This window comes from Paraburkholderia atlantica (assembly GCF_009362785.1).
Classification (GTDB): Bacteria; Pseudomonadota; Gammaproteobacteria; order Burkholderiales; family Burkholderiaceae; genus Paraburkholderia; species Paraburkholderia atlantica.
In genome coordinates, this window is sequence record NZ_WHNQ01000003.1 from 244,747 (window position 1) to 259,736 (window position 14,990).

Annotated in this window: 17 protein-coding genes; 7 read left to right on the forward strand and 10 right to left on the reverse strand. The window is 58.9% G+C overall.

The window, feature by feature from the left end; all coding sequences use genetic code 11:
* Positions 1-119: 119 nt before the first annotated feature.
* The gene (locus tag GCT19_RS05625) at positions 120-1,046 is read left to right on the forward strand and encodes a LysR family transcriptional regulator (RefSeq protein ID WP_152851274.1); all 927 of its coding nucleotides are present in this window, start codon (positions 120-122) and stop codon (positions 1,044-1,046) included.
* Between the two features lie 11 nt (positions 1,047-1,057).
* Here GCT19_RS05625 and GCT19_RS05630 read toward each other — a convergent pair whose 3' ends face one another.
* Both GCT19_RS05630 and pstS read right to left on the reverse strand, forming a co-directional pair.
* Positions 1,058-1,255: a DUF3562 domain-containing protein gene (locus GCT19_RS05630; protein WP_152851275.1), complete on the reverse strand. Its 198-nt coding sequence runs from the start codon at positions 1,253-1,255 to the stop codon at positions 1,058-1,060.
* 138 nt (positions 1,256-1,393) lie between these two features.
* Complete coding sequence (gene pstS / locus GCT19_RS05635) at positions 1,394-2,428, reverse strand: phosphate ABC transporter substrate-binding protein PstS (RefSeq protein WP_018436163.1); 1,035 nt, start codon at positions 2,426-2,428, stop codon at positions 1,394-1,396.
* Between the two features lie 597 nt (positions 2,429-3,025).
* Here pstS and GCT19_RS43250 point away from each other — a divergent pair.
* The 4 genes from GCT19_RS43250 to GCT19_RS43255 all read left to right on the forward strand — a co-directional run bounded on the left by GCT19_RS43250 (position 3,026) and on the right by GCT19_RS43255 (position 6,386).
* The gene (locus GCT19_RS43250) at positions 3,026-3,337 is read left to right on the forward strand and encodes a hypothetical protein (RefSeq protein WP_227749187.1); all 312 of its coding nucleotides are present in this window, start codon (positions 3,026-3,028) and stop codon (positions 3,335-3,337) included.
* A 322-nt stretch (positions 3,338-3,659) separates the two neighbouring features.
* Positions 3,660-4,901 carry an FkbM family methyltransferase gene (locus tag GCT19_RS05650; RefSeq protein WP_227749188.1) on the forward strand — a complete coding sequence of 414 codons (1,242 nt, stop codon included), beginning with the start codon at positions 3,660-3,662 and terminating at the stop codon, positions 4,899-4,901.
* 506 nt (positions 4,902-5,407) lie between these two features.
* Entirely contained in the window at positions 5,408-5,692 is a 285-nt protein-coding gene (locus GCT19_RS05660) for a hypothetical protein (RefSeq protein ID WP_227749189.1), read from the forward strand.
* Positions 5,693-6,077: 385 nt separating this feature from the next.
* Positions 6,078-6,386, forward strand: a complete 309-nt coding sequence (locus GCT19_RS43255) for a hypothetical protein (protein ID WP_227749190.1) — start codon at positions 6,078-6,080, stop codon at positions 6,384-6,386.
* Between the two features lie 16 nt (positions 6,387-6,402).
* Here the strand turns inward: GCT19_RS43255 and GCT19_RS05670 are convergent, their stop codons facing one another.
* The 4 genes from GCT19_RS05670 to GCT19_RS42635 form a co-directional block, all read right to left on the reverse strand.
* Positions 6,403-6,858, reverse strand: a complete 456-nt coding sequence (locus GCT19_RS05670) for an ATP-binding domain-containing protein (protein WP_408582371.1) — start codon at positions 6,856-6,858, stop codon at positions 6,403-6,405.
* Between the two features lie 147 nt (positions 6,859-7,005).
* Entirely contained in the window at positions 7,006-8,025 is a 1,020-nt protein-coding gene (locus GCT19_RS05675) for a helix-turn-helix transcriptional regulator (RefSeq protein ID WP_018436157.1), read from the reverse strand.
* Positions 8,026-8,195: 170 nt separating this feature from the next.
* Positions 8,196-9,032 (reverse strand): SIR2 family NAD-dependent protein deacylase, encoded by an 837-nt coding sequence (locus GCT19_RS05680; protein ID WP_227749191.1) that lies wholly within the window; start codon positions 9,030-9,032, stop codon positions 8,196-8,198.
* A 46-nt stretch (positions 9,033-9,078) separates the two neighbouring features.
* Complete coding sequence (locus GCT19_RS42635; protein WP_018436155.1) at positions 9,079-9,222, reverse strand: hypothetical protein; 144 nt, start codon at positions 9,220-9,222, stop codon at positions 9,079-9,081.
* 166 nt (positions 9,223-9,388) lie between these two features.
* On the opposite strand from GCT19_RS42635, the gene GCT19_RS05690 reads away from it, so the two are divergent.
* On the forward strand, positions 9,389-9,688 hold the full coding sequence (locus GCT19_RS05690) for a hypothetical protein (RefSeq protein WP_018436154.1): 300 nt from the start codon (positions 9,389-9,391) through the stop codon (positions 9,686-9,688).
* A 274-nt stretch (positions 9,689-9,962) separates the two neighbouring features.
* Here GCT19_RS05690 and GCT19_RS05700 read toward each other — a convergent pair whose 3' ends face one another.
* Positions 9,963-10,715 (reverse strand): lipoyl protein ligase domain-containing protein, encoded by a 753-nt coding sequence (locus tag GCT19_RS05700; protein WP_152851277.1) that lies wholly within the window; start codon positions 10,713-10,715, stop codon positions 9,963-9,965.
* A gap of 360 nt (positions 10,716-11,075) precedes the next feature.
* Here GCT19_RS05700 and GCT19_RS05705 point away from each other — a divergent pair, with 360 nt between their 5' ends.
* On the forward strand, positions 11,076-12,338 hold the full coding sequence (locus GCT19_RS05705) for an MFS transporter (RefSeq protein WP_152851278.1): 1,263 nt from the start codon (positions 11,076-11,078) through the stop codon (positions 12,336-12,338).
* A 90-nt stretch (positions 12,339-12,428) separates the two neighbouring features.
* On the opposite strand, the gene GCT19_RS05710 is transcribed toward GCT19_RS05705, so the two are convergent.
* The 3 genes from GCT19_RS05710 to GCT19_RS05720 all read right to left on the reverse strand — a co-directional run bounded on the left by GCT19_RS05710 (position 12,429) and on the right by GCT19_RS05720 (position 14,959).
* Positions 12,429-13,277, reverse strand: coding sequence for a 3-hydroxybutyryl-CoA dehydrogenase (locus GCT19_RS05710; protein ID WP_152851279.1), 849 nt, complete (start codon positions 13,275-13,277; stop codon positions 12,429-12,431).
* A 186-nt stretch (positions 13,278-13,463) separates the two neighbouring features.
* Positions 13,464-14,132, reverse strand: coding sequence for a TetR family transcriptional regulator (locus GCT19_RS05715; protein ID WP_152851280.1), 669 nt, complete (start codon positions 14,130-14,132; stop codon positions 13,464-13,466).
* Positions 14,129-14,959: an SDR family oxidoreductase gene (locus GCT19_RS05720; RefSeq protein ID WP_152851281.1), complete on the reverse strand. Its 831-nt coding sequence runs from the start codon at positions 14,957-14,959 to the stop codon at positions 14,129-14,131. The genes GCT19_RS05715 and GCT19_RS05720 overlap by 4 nt, the downstream gene beginning before the upstream one ends.
* Between the last annotated feature and the right edge of the window lie 31 nt (positions 14,960-14,990).

Below are 14,990 nucleotides of genomic sequence, written 5' to 3' on the forward strand. Positions count from 1 at the left end.
TGAAGTCGGGCGATGCGGAACCGGGATGGGCCGCAAGCCTCGTGTACGCGGACTGTATTCCCACAGCGAAGATTGATAAACGCGCGGCAAATGGTAACAGAACCAATTATTATTGCGGAATGGACCTCCTCAAAGCGATGACAGTGTTCGTGCGCGTAGTCGAAAGCGGCAGCCTGACGGCGGCGGCGGTGGCATGCGATCTGTCGCCGACGATGGTCGGCAACCACCTTCAGGCGCTGGAAACGCGGCTGGGCGCGACACTCATTCATCGCACCACGCGCAAGCAGCAGATCAGCGCGTTTGGGCAGGCCTACTATGAACGATGCATCGAGATCCTCGGGCTGGTCGACGATTCGGAACGACTCGCGCTCGATCATCTCGCAACGCCACGCGGACGCCTGCGGGTGACCGCGCCCGTCGTATTCAGCAACGAATGCCTGATGCCGGTGATCGCGGATTACTGCGAGCGCTACCCAGAGGTGAAGCTCGATATCGTCGCCACCGACGCGCTGTCGGACCTGCTCGACGACGGCTTCGAGGCGGCGGTTCGGATCGGCGCGCTGGGCAATCCGGATCTCGTCGCGCGACGTCTGCAGCCGTACCGTCTGGTGTTGTGCGCGTCACGCGCGTATCTGGCGACGCACGGCACGCCGTCATCGCCCGACGCGCTGCGCTCACACCAGTGCCTGACGTACGCGTATCCGCCGCGCTCGGAATGGCACGCGGCGCAGGCCGAATGGAGCTTGCAGGGTCCGGACGGCCGCGTGAGCGTACCGGTCGACGGCAGGCTGAGGATCGACAATTCGGAAGCGCTGCGACGGGCGGTGTTGCGCGGCCTTGGCATCGCGATGCTGCCCGAGGTCCTGGTGGCCGCGGACCTGCGAGCGAAGCGGCTGGTCGAAGTGCTGCCGGCATTTGCCGCGCCCGAGCGGCCGCTGAACCTGCTGTATCTGCGTGAGCGGCAGACGTCGCCGAAGCTTCGGAGCTTTATTGAATTTGTGGTCGAGCGCTTCGGCGCTGACGCGGCATCGCCCAACGGCGCTTGACCAACCCACTCTCAATGCGAATTCTGTTGCCGCCTGCGTAGGTTGTCCCGCACACGACGAGCGACCAGAACCGTCAGGTAGTCCGTGATTCGTGCGCCTTCGCTGTATTCAATCCACGTCTGCGCGTACATCTGCGTGACCGTTTCCTCAGGCGTGTTGGTAACGGCGGCAATCTGCTTGATGACTTCCTCGACGTTGCGCGTGACCATTGCTTGCTCCCAGCGTGCAGTGATGAAAGACAGTCACGCGCACGTTACCCGCCTCACTGCAGCCGTAACTTGATCTGAGTCAATTGATTTTGCCCATGACCGATCAAGAGGTGTTTGAGGCGGGTCGCAACGATGCCTTCACTGAAACACCGGTTTTCCCGACGCATCCTTGACCTTGGTCTTCCACTGCTCGCGGATTTCCGACACGACCGAATCCGGCAGCGAGATGTAGTCGAGATCGCTGGCAGCCTGCCCGCCGTTCTTGAACGCCCAGTCGAAGAACTTCAGCGTTGCCGCGCCCTGCGCCGGCTTGTCTTGCGTCGCGTGCAGCAGCACGAAGGTCGCGCCGACGACGGGCCATGCGTCCTTGCCGGGCTCGTTGGTCAGGATCTGGTAGAACGACGTCTTCCAGTCCGCGCCGGAGGCGGCCGCCTTGAAGGTTTCGGTCTTCGGTGCAACCACGGCACCGGCCGAGTTCTTCAGGCTGGTGTAGACCATGTTGTTTTGCTTCGCATACGCCCACTCTACATAGCCGATCGCGCCCGGCAGGCGTTGCACGAAGGCGGCAACGCCGTCATTGCCCTTGCCGCCCGTACCGGTCGGCCAGTTCACCGTCGTGCCTTCGCCGACCTTCGACTTCCACTCCGGGTTCACCTTCGACAAGAAATTCGTCCAGATGAAGCTCGTGCCCGAACCGTCGGCGCGACGCACCACGGCGATGTCCGTATCCGGCAGTTTCATGCCCGAATTCAGCGCGGCGATCGCCGGATCGTTCCATTTCTTGATCTTGTTCAGATAGATGTCGCCCAGCACCGCGCCCGACAAAACCAGCTGGCCCGGCTTCACGCCCGGCAGGTTGACGACCGGCACGACGCCGCCGACCACCGTCGGGAATTGAAACAGGCCAGTCTTCGCCAGTTCGTCGTCCTTCATCGGCGCGTCGGAACCCGCGAAGTCGACGGTCTTCGCGAGGATCTGCTTGATGCCGCCCGCTGAACCGATGCCCTGGTAGTTGACCTTGCCGCCCCCCGCCTTGTGGTAGGCGTCAGCCCACTTGTTATAGATCGGGGCTGCAAACGTGCTGCCCGCACCGGTGATGTCGACGGTTTGCGCTTGCGCGGCCGCAAGGGGTAGAGCAACGGCAAGAACGGCAATTCCTCGTTTGAACAGCATGGTTTGCCTCCACGAGATTGACTGACCGGATCAATGGTTGCAGCAAGCTTCGCTCCGCGACGCAATTCCTCAGCTACGCATCGCGCGGTGTTCTTGCGATGATGCATTTCAAACCGCTTCAGCACGTCCGTGTCTGTATTGAGCTTTTCCCGAAGGTTTCGCCCCTTGATCGGCTTCACGCACCCGGCACGGCTACTCATCGCTCGAACCTTCAAACTTAAGCACTTCAAGTTACATTCCGTTGACAGCCGCCGCGCTGCGTTCAGCGCGGCCGGAGCGCGGCACCGTTCCTGAAGCATTGTCCAGATGATCACGTTCGCGCATCTCGCCGAGTTTCGGGACATGATTTGTCGCAATCCTGTTCCAGGATTACCCCGACGCACCCGGCGTGCGTAAATATTTTTAAGTAAACCCTAAATGCGGCACCTTTGCGGTCGATAAACCGGAAACGATAAGTGTGCGGAGCCTCATCCGCAGCCGATGCGATCCGATCCGGCGGTCGAAGCCGTCGCCTAACGGGCAACACCGACAACAACGCCGCCGCTCAGGCCATGCGATGAATCAGCCTGAACCCGATCTGCGAACCTGGATAAAAACATGAATGAATCCCGCGATCGCGACGAGACTTCGGCCTTCGCCAAAAACTACGACAACGCGTTCGTGAGCCGCATTCGCTATCACATTGAATTCGCGCTGCCGGACTTCGAAGGACGCAAACGCCTCTGGCAACGCATGCTGGTGTCGCGTTCCGCTCGGCGAGCGCGCCGTGCGCTACTCGGCACCATCGGCGACGACGCGGCGAAGCGCATTGTCGTGGCGGGTTACGGAGAATCACGGCCACTTCCGGGTGTTGATGCTGCCGACCCAAAAAATCCGCGCGTCGAGGTGCAGTTCCTGGTCGATCAATAAGGCGCCGCACAACACTGAAACGCAGCGTGCCGACGCGTCGAGTCTGGCGCATCGGCACGCGGAACGCCCGGCAGTACCGTCCGCGACCATGGCACGAGGTAGATGCCGCGCTTGAAATGACGCAACAGACAGAGGTCTAGCTTGGCAGGCCGGTTAGCGAGCGGACGCTGAGCGGCGATGATCAGTCAGTCGACGCCCTTACCGGAATCGCCGACAATCTCGGCATTGCAACGGGAGTGACGGATGTGCAATACAACTACAATCGCGAAATCCCGCCGCACGTCCAGATTCTTAACGCACTCATCGCACAAGATATTTCGAGATGAAACTGATTCGGCAAATAACATCGGCTTATAAGTCGGGCGGTGCCCGAAACTTGCTAAGACGTGCCTTTAGTTACATTGATACACGCGCTCGCCTGAAGCTCTTCAGTGCAGCGCCACCGTTCCTCGGAAAACTAAAGAATGATTCAGCCGTAAAGATCCTTGCCAGGCAAGCAGGGGACGAACAATCAATCGAAATGTTGATGTGGCTTGTTCCAAATCTCAATTCGCTGAACCCGGATGATCGGTTGACCATTGCAGTTCCAAACTACTGGAAAAAGGTATTTGGAATGGTTCGTCCGTTGTTGTTGAACGGCAGGCTGGAACTGTGTCCTGTCGGAGAATATTCTCCGCAGGTGAGCTTGATGGTAGTCAACCGCGCGATGTTGAATCAACTTCCGCCACAGTACGCAGAGACGATAGCGCAGATGCAAGTTCCGTTTGCGAATAGCGCGTATATCGTTATTGCCGACAGGAGTCTCCGCCTCAGCACCGTGCCCAATCCCGAGTCAGCGAGGCAGCTCGCGGAGCAAGTGGCGAACAACAAGGCGCCGGGCGACGTAGTCATCGTCAGCAAGTACGGTTTTCAGTTTGCGGTACGAACCGGCACAATGGATGAGGGTATTGTCGATGAGGTGAGGTCCGAATATCTCGACCAACTGTCGGGAATCGACTTCCAAGGCACTACCGTACTCGATCTCGGTGGCCATATCGGTTCGTTTTCTGTCCAGATCAGTGCGCTGCTGAAACAGCCCATGCAGATAATCATTGTCGAGCCGGCACCTCGCAATGCTCAGTTGATTCGGAACAACATCGAGCTCAACCAGCTCCAATCTTCGATTGAGCTCAGGGAGATGGCGGTTTCCTCGGAGTCTGGCGTGGGGACGCTGTTTATTAGCTCCGACAACACCGGCGGAAATAAGCTGAACATGGTTGAGCATTCCTCCGCGGAGACAGTCGAGGTCCCCGTAACGGATTTTCCGACGCTACTGGGGGGCTTTTCGTCGGAAGTCCTGGATCTGTTGAAGATTGATGTCGAAGGCTCGGAGCATGCCATATTGTTTCCGCACGGCCGATTGTTGTCGCAGAGAGTTCGCGTGATCGTTGGCGAGGCAGGCGGGTCTGATAGGGGTAACGGTTTGGCATTTTTGCGGTTCCTCGAGCAAAATGGCTTTACTGTGAGTCATAAAGGCAACGAATCGCAGTTGGTTTTCCTGGCGGTTAATAAACATCTCAACTAGTGGTTGCCCCTGCGCACAGGCGTGATGGCGCTCTACTCCATCACGCTGCTCAGCAGTTGAACTGGCTTATATTTATCCAGCTACAAGGCAATGGCAATCGCCGTCGGATTCAACCGATTGATGCTTCTTAAGGCTATCCTCAGGTTCGAGAGGACAATAATATGCAAACTCCAGTGCGCCGAAGAACCATCTACCACACGATATGCAAAGGACTTACCCCTACAAAGGTTTCGAAATAACCGTTGAACTTGAGCCGGTGTGGGAGCCCTCAGGTCGTGCCGTGCCGTCACCTCCGAGGGGCTTCGTCGCAATCGTGTCTATTGGCGCGAAGGGATTGCCAACTTCGCTGGTATCTCCTACCCGCCTGATGAAAGACACCCAAAAACCGTTCGAAACGGAAGCGGCTGCACTCATGGCGGGGTGTAGCGCGGGTCAGCGGGTAATAGACGATACGCTCCTGCGACCCGTTACGTTCTGACATGACTAGAGAAGCGCTTCACACGTTCTTGACCGAATATTTCGATCTGGTCCTCGACCCCGCCGAACGGGGCAGTGCCCGTTCGTACTTTCTCGGGAAGGTGATGTGGCACCCATCGGCGACTACGCGAATCCTTCATGTCCAATACGGCGCCAACCATCAGGTCAGTCATATCAAGCTCTGTGTGTCGTCGGACAACAATAACAGCGTGTTTGTGCCGTTGCCAATGAACTGGTCAGAACTTGGCCAAGCCGTAGCCGATGAGATTTTGCTGCATACGCGGCAAAAGCCGGGGTACGGAATCGCCGACTGACCGCTTAGCGGAAACCGCCGGAAGCGGCTCGGTCAAAAAACTGGGCCGAATCATAGAGAACGATATGGACAATCGCTGTCCCGACGCGATCGCACACCACTGCGCGGATTCGGACAGGATTTGTCGCAACGGCGCGTCACACTCTCGATATCGCAATTGCCGGGAGTGCCCGATATCTATGACAAAGCCGACGAACACGATTCACGCAAACATCACACCGATTCAGCGCGCGGCTCACGATAGCGGGCAGTCACGATGCGTAGCATTGCGGCTTTGGGGATTCGATGAGTCGGAGGCTCGGTCGTGGATCAGCGAACTCGATCTCAACGGCACGATCGTCTGGAAAATCTCCCGGCTCAGGGGGGACACTGACGCGGACATCGTCGTGCATCTGGTGAAGCCCGCGCGCCGCGCGAACGATGCCTTTTGCTGGCACAGCATCCAAGCTAACCGCGCCGTGTTGGCATCGTATGCCGCCGGCCGCACTGAATTGGTCCTGTTCGCGGGAACCTGGGACCAGTTGCCGACCCGGCGCTCGGGTCATTGGGCGCTCACTGGCAGGCTGTCGCCTCTGGCAGCGCTTGCCCGGCTCGGACAGTTGATTGCCGCGTCATCGACTCAGCGCGGGACGATACAGGGCCCCGTGAGTCGCGAGTTGCTGCGCACGATCGCGCAGCAACTCGATATCGATTAGGCCCCTGCTGGAGGCCCTACGATAGTCGCCGGATCAGTTGCGCCTCGGCGCGTTCGGACATCACGACGATCAGCTTCATCGTCGCGCGAGTCGCGCCGACGAACAGCCGCCGGAACACCATGTCGTCGAACTGTTCGAGATCGACCTCAGTCCGTATCACACATGGCGCGCTTTGCCCTTTGAAGCGATAGATGGTTTCCGCCGTGATGTCGCCATCGCGATAGCGTGGCGACCCTTGCTCGTCATACGTACCGGTGAAACTGCGCAACCGATGACGGCCGAGTTGGTCGAGCATCGGCAACAACGACTTGTCGCGGCCGCTGAATGTCAGCAGCGCGATGTCGGATGGCGAAAAGCCAGCCTCCATCGCTTCGTCGAGTGCTTCGCGAGTGGCGTGCGTCGCGCTGCTGCCCGCGTAGGTGATCGTCCGGAGATCCGATCGTTTGAACGGTCCAGCCGCCTCAATGTTCATCGGTTCATCCAGGAGCATGTCGATAAACTGCACGACTTCATGCGAACACCGAGCGTTTCGATCTCGCGCTTCGCCGCGCCCCTCACGATGGTGTCACTCCGGCCAGCCGGAAAAATCTGCGCCATATCTCGCCACCTCCCGCAGCCGCTATTTGCTATAGATCTTTGCAAGCGCCGCCGCTTCCGCAACGAGTTCGGCACGCAGGCTCGCAGGTCCGAGAACCTCGACGTTCGGACCAAACGAGCGCAGCCACCAGCGCAGTCGCTGGCTCAGCATCACGGTGCCCTGCACATGCAACGCATCGTCCTTGCGATCGCTCTTCTGGTCCTTCGACATTGGCGCTTCAAGCAAATGGTCTCCCGCGCCGCCAGAGAACTTCAGCTTGAGCAACACTTCGTTCTCGACCATAAAGTCAAAGTTGCGCTGCTGTCGAACATACGTTTCGAGCTTGAACGACTCAGGATAGACAAACGACTCGAGCATCGCCTTCGCATCCCAAAGGCGATCGAGGCGATACATAGTCGGATTCGCCTTACCTTCCGTACCCGCTACCAGATAGACGAGGCCCCCCACTTCGACGAGACCGAACGGCAGCACGACTTTCGCCTGGTCGTTGTCCGCTTTGTGACGCGGACGATAGACGATCTCCAGCTTACGTTCCTCAAATAGCGCCCTCGAGACTTCAGCGAACTTGTCGGGCTTGATCACCGGATAGTGCAGCGCGAACCCGCCGCTCTCGACTGCCACTTTGCTGGCCCAGCGCGAATACTTGCGCTCAGTTTCGCTGTTGGTCCTCATCAGTCGCGTCTCCGCAATCTCGAACAGCGGTGTCAGCGACTCAGCCACCAGTTCCGGGATCTGCCGCGAAGAGAAGCGTCTGAGCGTTTGCAGCGCCAACGCCTCGTCGAAATTGATCATCGAGCCAGCCTTGGCTGCGAGGCCGCTCGCGCCAGCTTTCCTGCGCCATATCGAAGCCGTGCCCCGCTGGTCCATCTCGACGAGGCCCTCTTGTTCGAGCTTGACAAGATGCCGGTGAATCGTCTTCGTCGAGGGCATGTTCTGCACGGTACCCGACAACCGCTTATAGATGTCTGGCGTGCTCAAATACGTGCCTTGTGTAGCGGCGTCGGGAAGGACGCGCATGATGTCGCGGTCGATGTCGGACATTGAACGTTAGAGTCGCGTGAATGGATGATCCCGGGCTTATCGGCACTTTTTGCTGCCTTCTTTAGCCGGCGCTTTGACACGCGCCTCAGGCGAGCGCTGTGGCGATTTCCGACAGCACCGTGCAGCGCAGCGCCTGGTCAGAAGACTTCGGCCGGGATATCCGGCAAACCCTATTTGCCGATGCGCGAGTCGAGAGCCTGGTCGAGGGCAACCAGTGTCTCGAGCGCGCCGCCTTGAATGCCGATGCCGTTCGCCGGATCGATTTGCGGCTCACGCGGATTGATGCGAATCACTCGCGGCCGGTGACGCTCGCTGAAGCGACGGATGGTCGGCAACGCCGTGCCTGCACCGAGTTCCACCGTGACCATCCGGCCGACGGTCCCGATCCAACGCCGCAAGCGCTCCTCCTGTAAGTCGGTGCGACGCGACAGCCAGGCGGCATCGTAGAACATCAGCACATTGGGCCGTGCGAGTCCACCGCACTCCGGGCAGCGTGGCAGCGGCCCGAGCAGACGGCACGCCTTGTCGTCGACCTGCGGCTCGAAATCCGTTGCGGGCCAGATGCGCGAGCAGCATGGCAACGCGCACTGCATATGATGCAGGGAGCCATGGCACTCGGCTATCGTCTGTTCAGCGAACCCTGCGCGCTGAAATTGACCATCGACGTTACTGGTGCGGACAAACGCGCCGTTAGGCATGCGTTGCCCCCAGCGCCGCAAAATCGCGAACCCCTCGTGAGGCACGACCTCGCGATACAGTTTCAGGCGATGCCCGTAAAATCCCCACGCAAGCGCCGGGTCCTGCGAAAACGAAGCTGGATTGGCGATCGATTCGAAACCGATCCTCGCTGCGCCCAGCGCCGGATACGCGCTCCACAGACCTTCATTGCCGCGAAAATCAGGCAAGCCTGAATCGACACCGATGCCCGCCCCTGCCGTGACGAGCAAGCCGTCGGCTTCGCGCAGCCACACGACGGCCTGTTCCATAGCGAGTTGTTGTTCTTTCATACCGTACGACTCTCGTGGCTCTGTCTGTGGCTGTTGTGTTGCCTGCTCATGCTGCGCCAGACGCTGCATTCTGCGCGTCGCGCCGGACCTTTTCAATGTACTTGCCGAGCGCGACCGTCGAAAGGACGCCGGTGGCGAAGACGATTGCAAACGCCGCAAGGCTTTCGAGGGGGGAATTGTTGTTCAGCACGTTGAGTCCTCTCTCAGGTATGGACAGGGTGTACGTATTTCCAACGCCGCGATGCTCGCGTGGATTCACAAAGACAGTTTGCATCACGATTTGGACAAACGATGTCCCGAGGGCCTACACCTATTCAATCGCAACCCAAAAGGCGTTAGAGACGCGTAATGTCCCGATGGCGATCAAGGATCTCTTCTCCACGATTGCCGACCGGAATCAGATGCCAGCTCCAAGCAAGCAGAAAAAGACGCCCGCAGGACACAACACCACGAGGAGCGCCAGCCCGTACACGATCAAGAATCTCGACGCGGCCATCGCGCATCTTGAACACGCCATCCGCATAGACTGCACACAGTCCGTCTTCGGCAGGAATTATTGGCACGCGCGTGTGCGTCAGGCCAGCCTCACACCCACCATCACGCCCGCGCAGTTGCGCAGACTGGAGCTGCTGCTCGTTGCAACCTCGGTCGTGTGACCCACCGATTCAGCGGCCCGTGCTGACAATCACCGGCGTGCGCGCACAGGTCGTGCGAGGCGCTTACAGGGCGAGATCGCTTCGGCCCGAGAGGATACGCGCGACTGGCAGCCACAAGGTGAGCTTCGACAACGTGCGCGTGCCGCTCGACCACGCGGTCGATTTGCAAGCGCCGCAGCAAGCCACGGGCTCGACCCGCCGATAGACACTGACACCTGGATGAACGTGCCGCTGCCGTCGATTTACGACGGGTCGCGCGGGCCGCGTGCAAAGGTTACTGCGTATTTGTTGGCAGTGGAATGCCGGTGAGACTGTCCTTGATCGCAGCCAACACAGTGGTCATCACCGACTCACTGCCGCTCACAGCCCCTCCCAGCGCCTGCTGCACAGTGACGATCTTGTTTGCCTCATATCGACGGCCACTGCCCACTGCCTCTTCGAAGGCGTTGGCCCGCTGGTTCGCCTCATCCGGATCGGCGCTGACAAGCAATACGGCATGCGCGAGCACCAGATGGCCCTGCCCATCGCACGTCCGCATCGCGGCTGGCGCCCGTCGCCAATACTGCGCCGTGCCAGCAATCTTGCGGGCGTCCGTGCTAGCTCCCCAAGCCAAATTGAAGCGACCGTCGCAAAATGAACCATCCACTGCCTGGTGATGCGTCGTGACACCGATCACGCGCAGCGCGCTCCCAATAACTTCGCATAAGTGCAGATAGACCGCATCGCTCATTTTGCTCGGCTGCTGCGCGACGAAATAAGCCAGACTCAAATTTAGAATCCCGGGGCCCTGCGGTACGAGCCCGCCGCCCGACATGCGTAGCCAGACGGGGCATTCGCCGCGAAGGAAAGCGGAGCGTGCAGATTCGAACTCGGGGTAACGCAGATAGCTGCGCGGTACCACCAAAGACTTCGGCGCTTCCCACAATTGAGCAACGGTGCGGCCACGGGCTGCCAGGTCCAGCAGTGCGTGCTCTGCCTGTAGGGGGTCGAGGACGGTCGGATCGGGTTTGATGAATTCGAATGTCATGATCGAAACACGAAACAGAGCAACTCACAGGAACCGTTGCAAGACTGAATGTCCAAAGCCTCGTCGTTTGCAACGAGGAATGTGACATCAGTTTCAAAGTCAGTCAACGTTCACGTAGAACGGGCGCGATGCTTCGGTGCAATCCATTTGAATCAGAAAGCCGATTTGAATCATCTGACCATGTTCCGACTTTGAACGTCAGCAACAGTGACTTCTTCTCACGACGGGGAGAATCAAAATCGGCATTGACAGGTCGCGGTTGCCGTGTTCATATTTGTGCACTACATTCTGTTTTTCGCATCGAGTGCGTCGTTCCGGCATCCACGCAGTCGCACGCACAATGTCCACAGCCTGAACCCAATGTCTTCCACGAAACCACAACCTGAGCTCGGCCCGCTTCGCTATCGCCCGTTTCGAGCAATATGGATGGCAATGTTGGCGGCGAGCCTTGGCGCCTGGGTGCAGAACGTGGGGGCAGCATGGTTAATGACTTCGCTCACGACGTCCCCGGTGATGATTGCACTGACCCAGGCCGCGACCACGATACCGGCATTTCTGCTCGGGATGCCGGCGGGAGTGCTCGCCGATTCCATGGATAAACGCCGCCTGTTGCTAGCCGCGCATTGCTGGATGCTGGTCTCATCGATCCTCTTTTGTATTCTGCTGATGCTGGATGCAATCAATCCGGTCAGACTGCTGATCTTTACGCTTCTGCTCGGTTCAGGCAGTGCCGTATCAGTCCCGGCCTGGCAATCGTCAACCGCAGAAGCGGTGCCTCGGTCGGCGTTGCTCTCCGCGATCGCTCTCAATGGAGTCGCTTTCAATGGCGCGCGCGCAGTGGGCCCCGCGTTAGCAGGCGCAGTCCTCGCTGGGATAGGACTGTATGCAGTGTTCGCACTAACGACCGGGCTATTTGCCGTCGCGGTGACCATCTTTTTGCTTTGGTACAAGCCGAAAACAGAAGTCGTTTCAAAGCAGGAGCGTCTGGTAAGCGCGATGTGTGTGGGCGTGCGCTATGTGCTCAGTTGCGTCGTTTTGCGCGGACATCTGGTTCGCACCCTCACCTTTGTAGTTTGCGCAAGCGCGTTGTGGGCGCTATTGCCGATCGTAGCGAAAAATAATCCAGCTTTAGGCGACGGCGGGTACGGTACGATGCTCGCGAGCCTGGGAGCAGGCGCCGTGGTTGGTGGAATTGCACTCGGTCGGGTACGCCGCTATCTGGCGCTCAATACTCTGGTCTGGGGTGCGTCTGTGTTGTTCGGCATTGCAACGTTGATCGCCGCCTACGTGCAGTACATCGCACCGGTATGTCTGTCTCTGCTCGTCGGGGGCGCCGCGTGGATCACATTCAACTCCACCGTCTCCTCGGCCTTCCAGGCGAAGCTTCCCGCTTGGGTGCGAGCGCGGGCGTTAGCAGTTTTTTTGCTCACGTTTCAAGGCTCCATGGCATTGGGCGCATTGATATGGGGTGTTTGTGCAGATCAATTCGGTGTCGCGAAGACGCTAACTGCCGCGGCCTTGTTGATGCTCGCCGGTCCGCTACTCTTGCGGCGACACCCAGTACGCATGGAGGCTGAGTTGATGCCTCCTTCGACAATGATTGAATCCCAAGGTGGTAGTTGAAACGGCAGCAAAAATAGTAGCGACGGCTCCGCCCTGAGCCGCCGCATTTAGTTCAACCGTGCTGGAGTCTACGTTCCCCGAACATCGCCTTCAGTACTTATAGACACCCCACCCGGCTTTCCGCCCCAGCCGTCCCGCCGCAACCAACTCTCGCAATAGCGGGCATGCACGATACTTCGAATCGCCGAAGTCCTTCCGATAAACATCCATGACAGAAAGGCAAACATCCAGCCCCACCAGGTCAGCGAGCGCGAGTGGGCCGATCGGGTGATTCGCACCAAGCTTCATTCCGGCATCGATTTCTTCCGCGGTTGCGACACCTTCCGCTAACACGAAAAACGCCTCGTTGATCATTGGCACGAGGATACGGTTCACTACGAAGCCTGGCGAGTTGGTCACGCCTATCGGAGACTTGCCGAGCCGCTCAGTCAACTCGCGCACCGCATTGACAGTGGACTCGGTCGTTTGCAGGCCACGAATGACCTCCACGAGCGCCATCACAGGCACCGGATTGAAGAAATGCATGCCAATGAAACGTGTCGGATCATTAAGCACTGCACCCAGTGCGGTGATCGAAATCGACGACGTATTTGACGCAATGATTGCATCGGCACGCGCCACAGACTCAATTTGCTTCAGAATGCGGATCTTCAGATCAACATTCTCGGTTGCCGCTTCAATGATGATGTCTGCGGTCGAGAGGCGCTGATAGTCAGTGGAAGTTCCGATCCGGGTTAGCGCGGAATCACGCGACGCCGCGTCCAGCTTTCCCTTGTCGACGAGACGCCCGAGATTCGCTGTCAATGTTGACAGTCCCTTCGAGAGCGCCGTCTCATTGACATCAATCATGACCACGTTGAGACCCGCCACGGCGGCGACCTGAGCGATGCCATTGCCCATCGTTCCGGCACCGACTACCGCTAGCGATTTGAAAATCATATTGTTCTCTCCTTGCAAGATCGGGATCTTCTGAGCCGTTTGCAGATACCCATGCCGATGAAGCGCGCAATGACATCTCGGGGTTGCGCATTTCGGAACGGGCATAGATTCAAGTGTTACAGCACGAAACTTCAAACCCAGTTCTGCGTTGAAACACGATCGCGTGACCCGTTATCCTGTTCATTTTCATCGACGTATACCTGCTTCGGAGGTCAGCCCGTCGCGAGCCGGGAACAATGGGGGGCTCTCTATCAACCACGACGACAAGGCCTTTCGCACGATCTTTCCGGCAAGCAGTTTTTCGGCGCCTGCAGGAGGCGGAATGATCAAGCTGCGACGGAAGTACCCTGTCAGGCAAGCGTGAATGAAAGTTGCCTCGAACGCGCAGTCGAGATCGTCTGAAGCACCTGGGGGCTTAGCGACGCGTGCCAAGGTCGCCTCGATCGAGTACTGTGCAAGGAGCGCCGACTCCCTGAACATCGATGCCGACACAGTGCAATCGGCATCAATTTCCGCAGTGGACAGCGCGATCGAATACAGTCGGCGCTTCGTCCCTATCCGTAGCACATCGACCAACCGCCGCTCGAGCTCGACACGCAACGCATCGATGGTTCCGGTCGCGGCTTCCGCGCCCGACACAGTGAAGGCGTCCAGCGGAAGTTCGGAGCGTTCGAACAGTGCGCTTACGAGCGACCACTTGTTCGCGAAGTGACAGTAGATGGCACCACGAGTCATACCGCTCGCACGAGCAATGTCCTCGAGGGTCGTCGACGCGACGCCATGTGCGAAAAAAAGGCATTCCGCGCTATCGAGTAGCTTCTCGCGAGTAGCAAGTCCTTGCAATTTACGCTTCATTGCGCAGCGCGGCTTTTGGACATCGAGTCAATGAACATTACGTCACGGGGGCTCGACGCAAGGTGCTGACCTCCGTCGACAACCAAAGTGGTCCCCGTGACGCCATGGGCATTCGCAAGATACGCAGCCGCTTCAACGATATCCTCCGGTCGCGAACCCCGCAGAAGAGGCGTCATCTTATGAACAGTGTCGAATTGCGCCTGTGTTTGATCGCCCGACACTAACGTCAATCCCGGAGCCAGCCCCACGACTCTGATTTTCGGAGCAAGAGCCTGTGCGAGCGCGACGGTCGCGTTGGCCAGCGCGGCCTTGGTCGCCGTGTACGAAATGTAGTCGGGGTTCATGTTGAACAGCTTCTGGTCAAGCACGTTCACGACTACACCGCGCTTCGCTTCGTCCGATACCGCGCTGTCCGGCACCACTTCGAACAGTCCTTGTGCCAGCGCCAGCGGTGCGGCGACGTTGATCGCCATCAGTTCGAGCAACCGCGCATAACCAAATGTTTGCGCGGTATCTTCGTCGAACCGTGACGCACAGTTAAGAACGCAGTCGAGTCGACCGAAGGCCTCCACGCACGCTGGCACCAGTTGCTTGACCTGTTCCTCGATTGCCAGGTCAGCGCATAGGGCGACCGATCTGCGCCCCTGCGACTTGATGTGGTCGACAACCTCTCGGGCTTCCTGTGTCGACTCGTGATAGTGCACCGCGACATCCCATCCTCGCGCAGCGAAACCGAGCGCAAGCGCCCGACCGATCCGCCTCGCGGCGCCTGTTACGAGTACAGCGCGGCGGCAGGGCCCGCCGTGATCCGAGTCTGATTCGATCATGTCAAACGGCCGGATTGGGAAGGCGCGTGAC

Bases quoted from the DNA above. Each gene is read 5' to 3' on its own strand.
- GCT19_RS05625 (WP_152851274.1), top strand. From the start codon at position 120: ATGGACCTCCTCAAAGCGATGACAGTGTTCGTGCGCGTAGTCGAAAGC.
- GCT19_RS05630 (WP_152851275.1), bottom strand. From the start codon at position 1,255: ATGGTCACGCGCAACGTCGAGGAAGTCATCAAGCAGATTGCCGCCGTT.
- pstS (WP_018436163.1), bottom strand. From the start codon at position 2,428: ATGCTGTTCAAACGAGGAATTGCCGTTCTTGCCGTTGCTCTACCCCTT.
- GCT19_RS43250 (WP_227749187.1), top strand. From the start codon at position 3,026: ATGAATGAATCCCGCGATCGCGACGAGACTTCGGCCTTCGCCAAAAAC.
- GCT19_RS05650 (WP_227749188.1), top strand. From the start codon at position 3,660: ATGAAACTGATTCGGCAAATAACATCGGCTTATAAGTCGGGCGGTGCC.
- GCT19_RS05670 (WP_408582371.1), bottom strand. From the start codon at position 6,858: ATGAACATTGAGGCGGCTGGACCGTTCAAACGATCGGATCTCCGGACG.
- GCT19_RS05675 (WP_018436157.1), bottom strand. From the start codon at position 8,025: ATGTCCGACATCGACCGCGACATCATGCGCGTCCTTCCCGACGCCGCT.
- GCT19_RS05680 (WP_227749191.1), bottom strand. From the start codon at position 9,032: ATGAAAGAACAACAACTCGCTATGGAACAGGCCGTCGTGTGGCTGCGC.
- GCT19_RS05690 (WP_018436154.1), top strand. From the start codon at position 9,389: ATGGCGATCAAGGATCTCTTCTCCACGATTGCCGACCGGAATCAGATG.
- GCT19_RS05700 (WP_152851277.1), bottom strand. From the start codon at position 10,715: ATGACATTCGAATTCATCAAACCCGATCCGACCGTCCTCGACCCCCTA.
- GCT19_RS05705 (WP_152851278.1), top strand. From the start codon at position 11,076: ATGTCTTCCACGAAACCACAACCTGAGCTCGGCCCGCTTCGCTATCGC.
- GCT19_RS05710 (WP_152851279.1), bottom strand. From the start codon at position 13,277: ATGATTTTCAAATCGCTAGCGGTAGTCGGTGCCGGAACGATGGGCAAT.
- GCT19_RS05715 (WP_152851280.1), bottom strand. From the start codon at position 14,132: ATGAAGCGTAAATTGCAAGGACTTGCTACTCGCGAGAAGCTACTCGAT.
- GCT19_RS05720 (WP_152851281.1), bottom strand. From the start codon at position 14,959: ATGATCGAATCAGACTCGGATCACGGCGGGCCCTGCCGCCGCGCTGTA.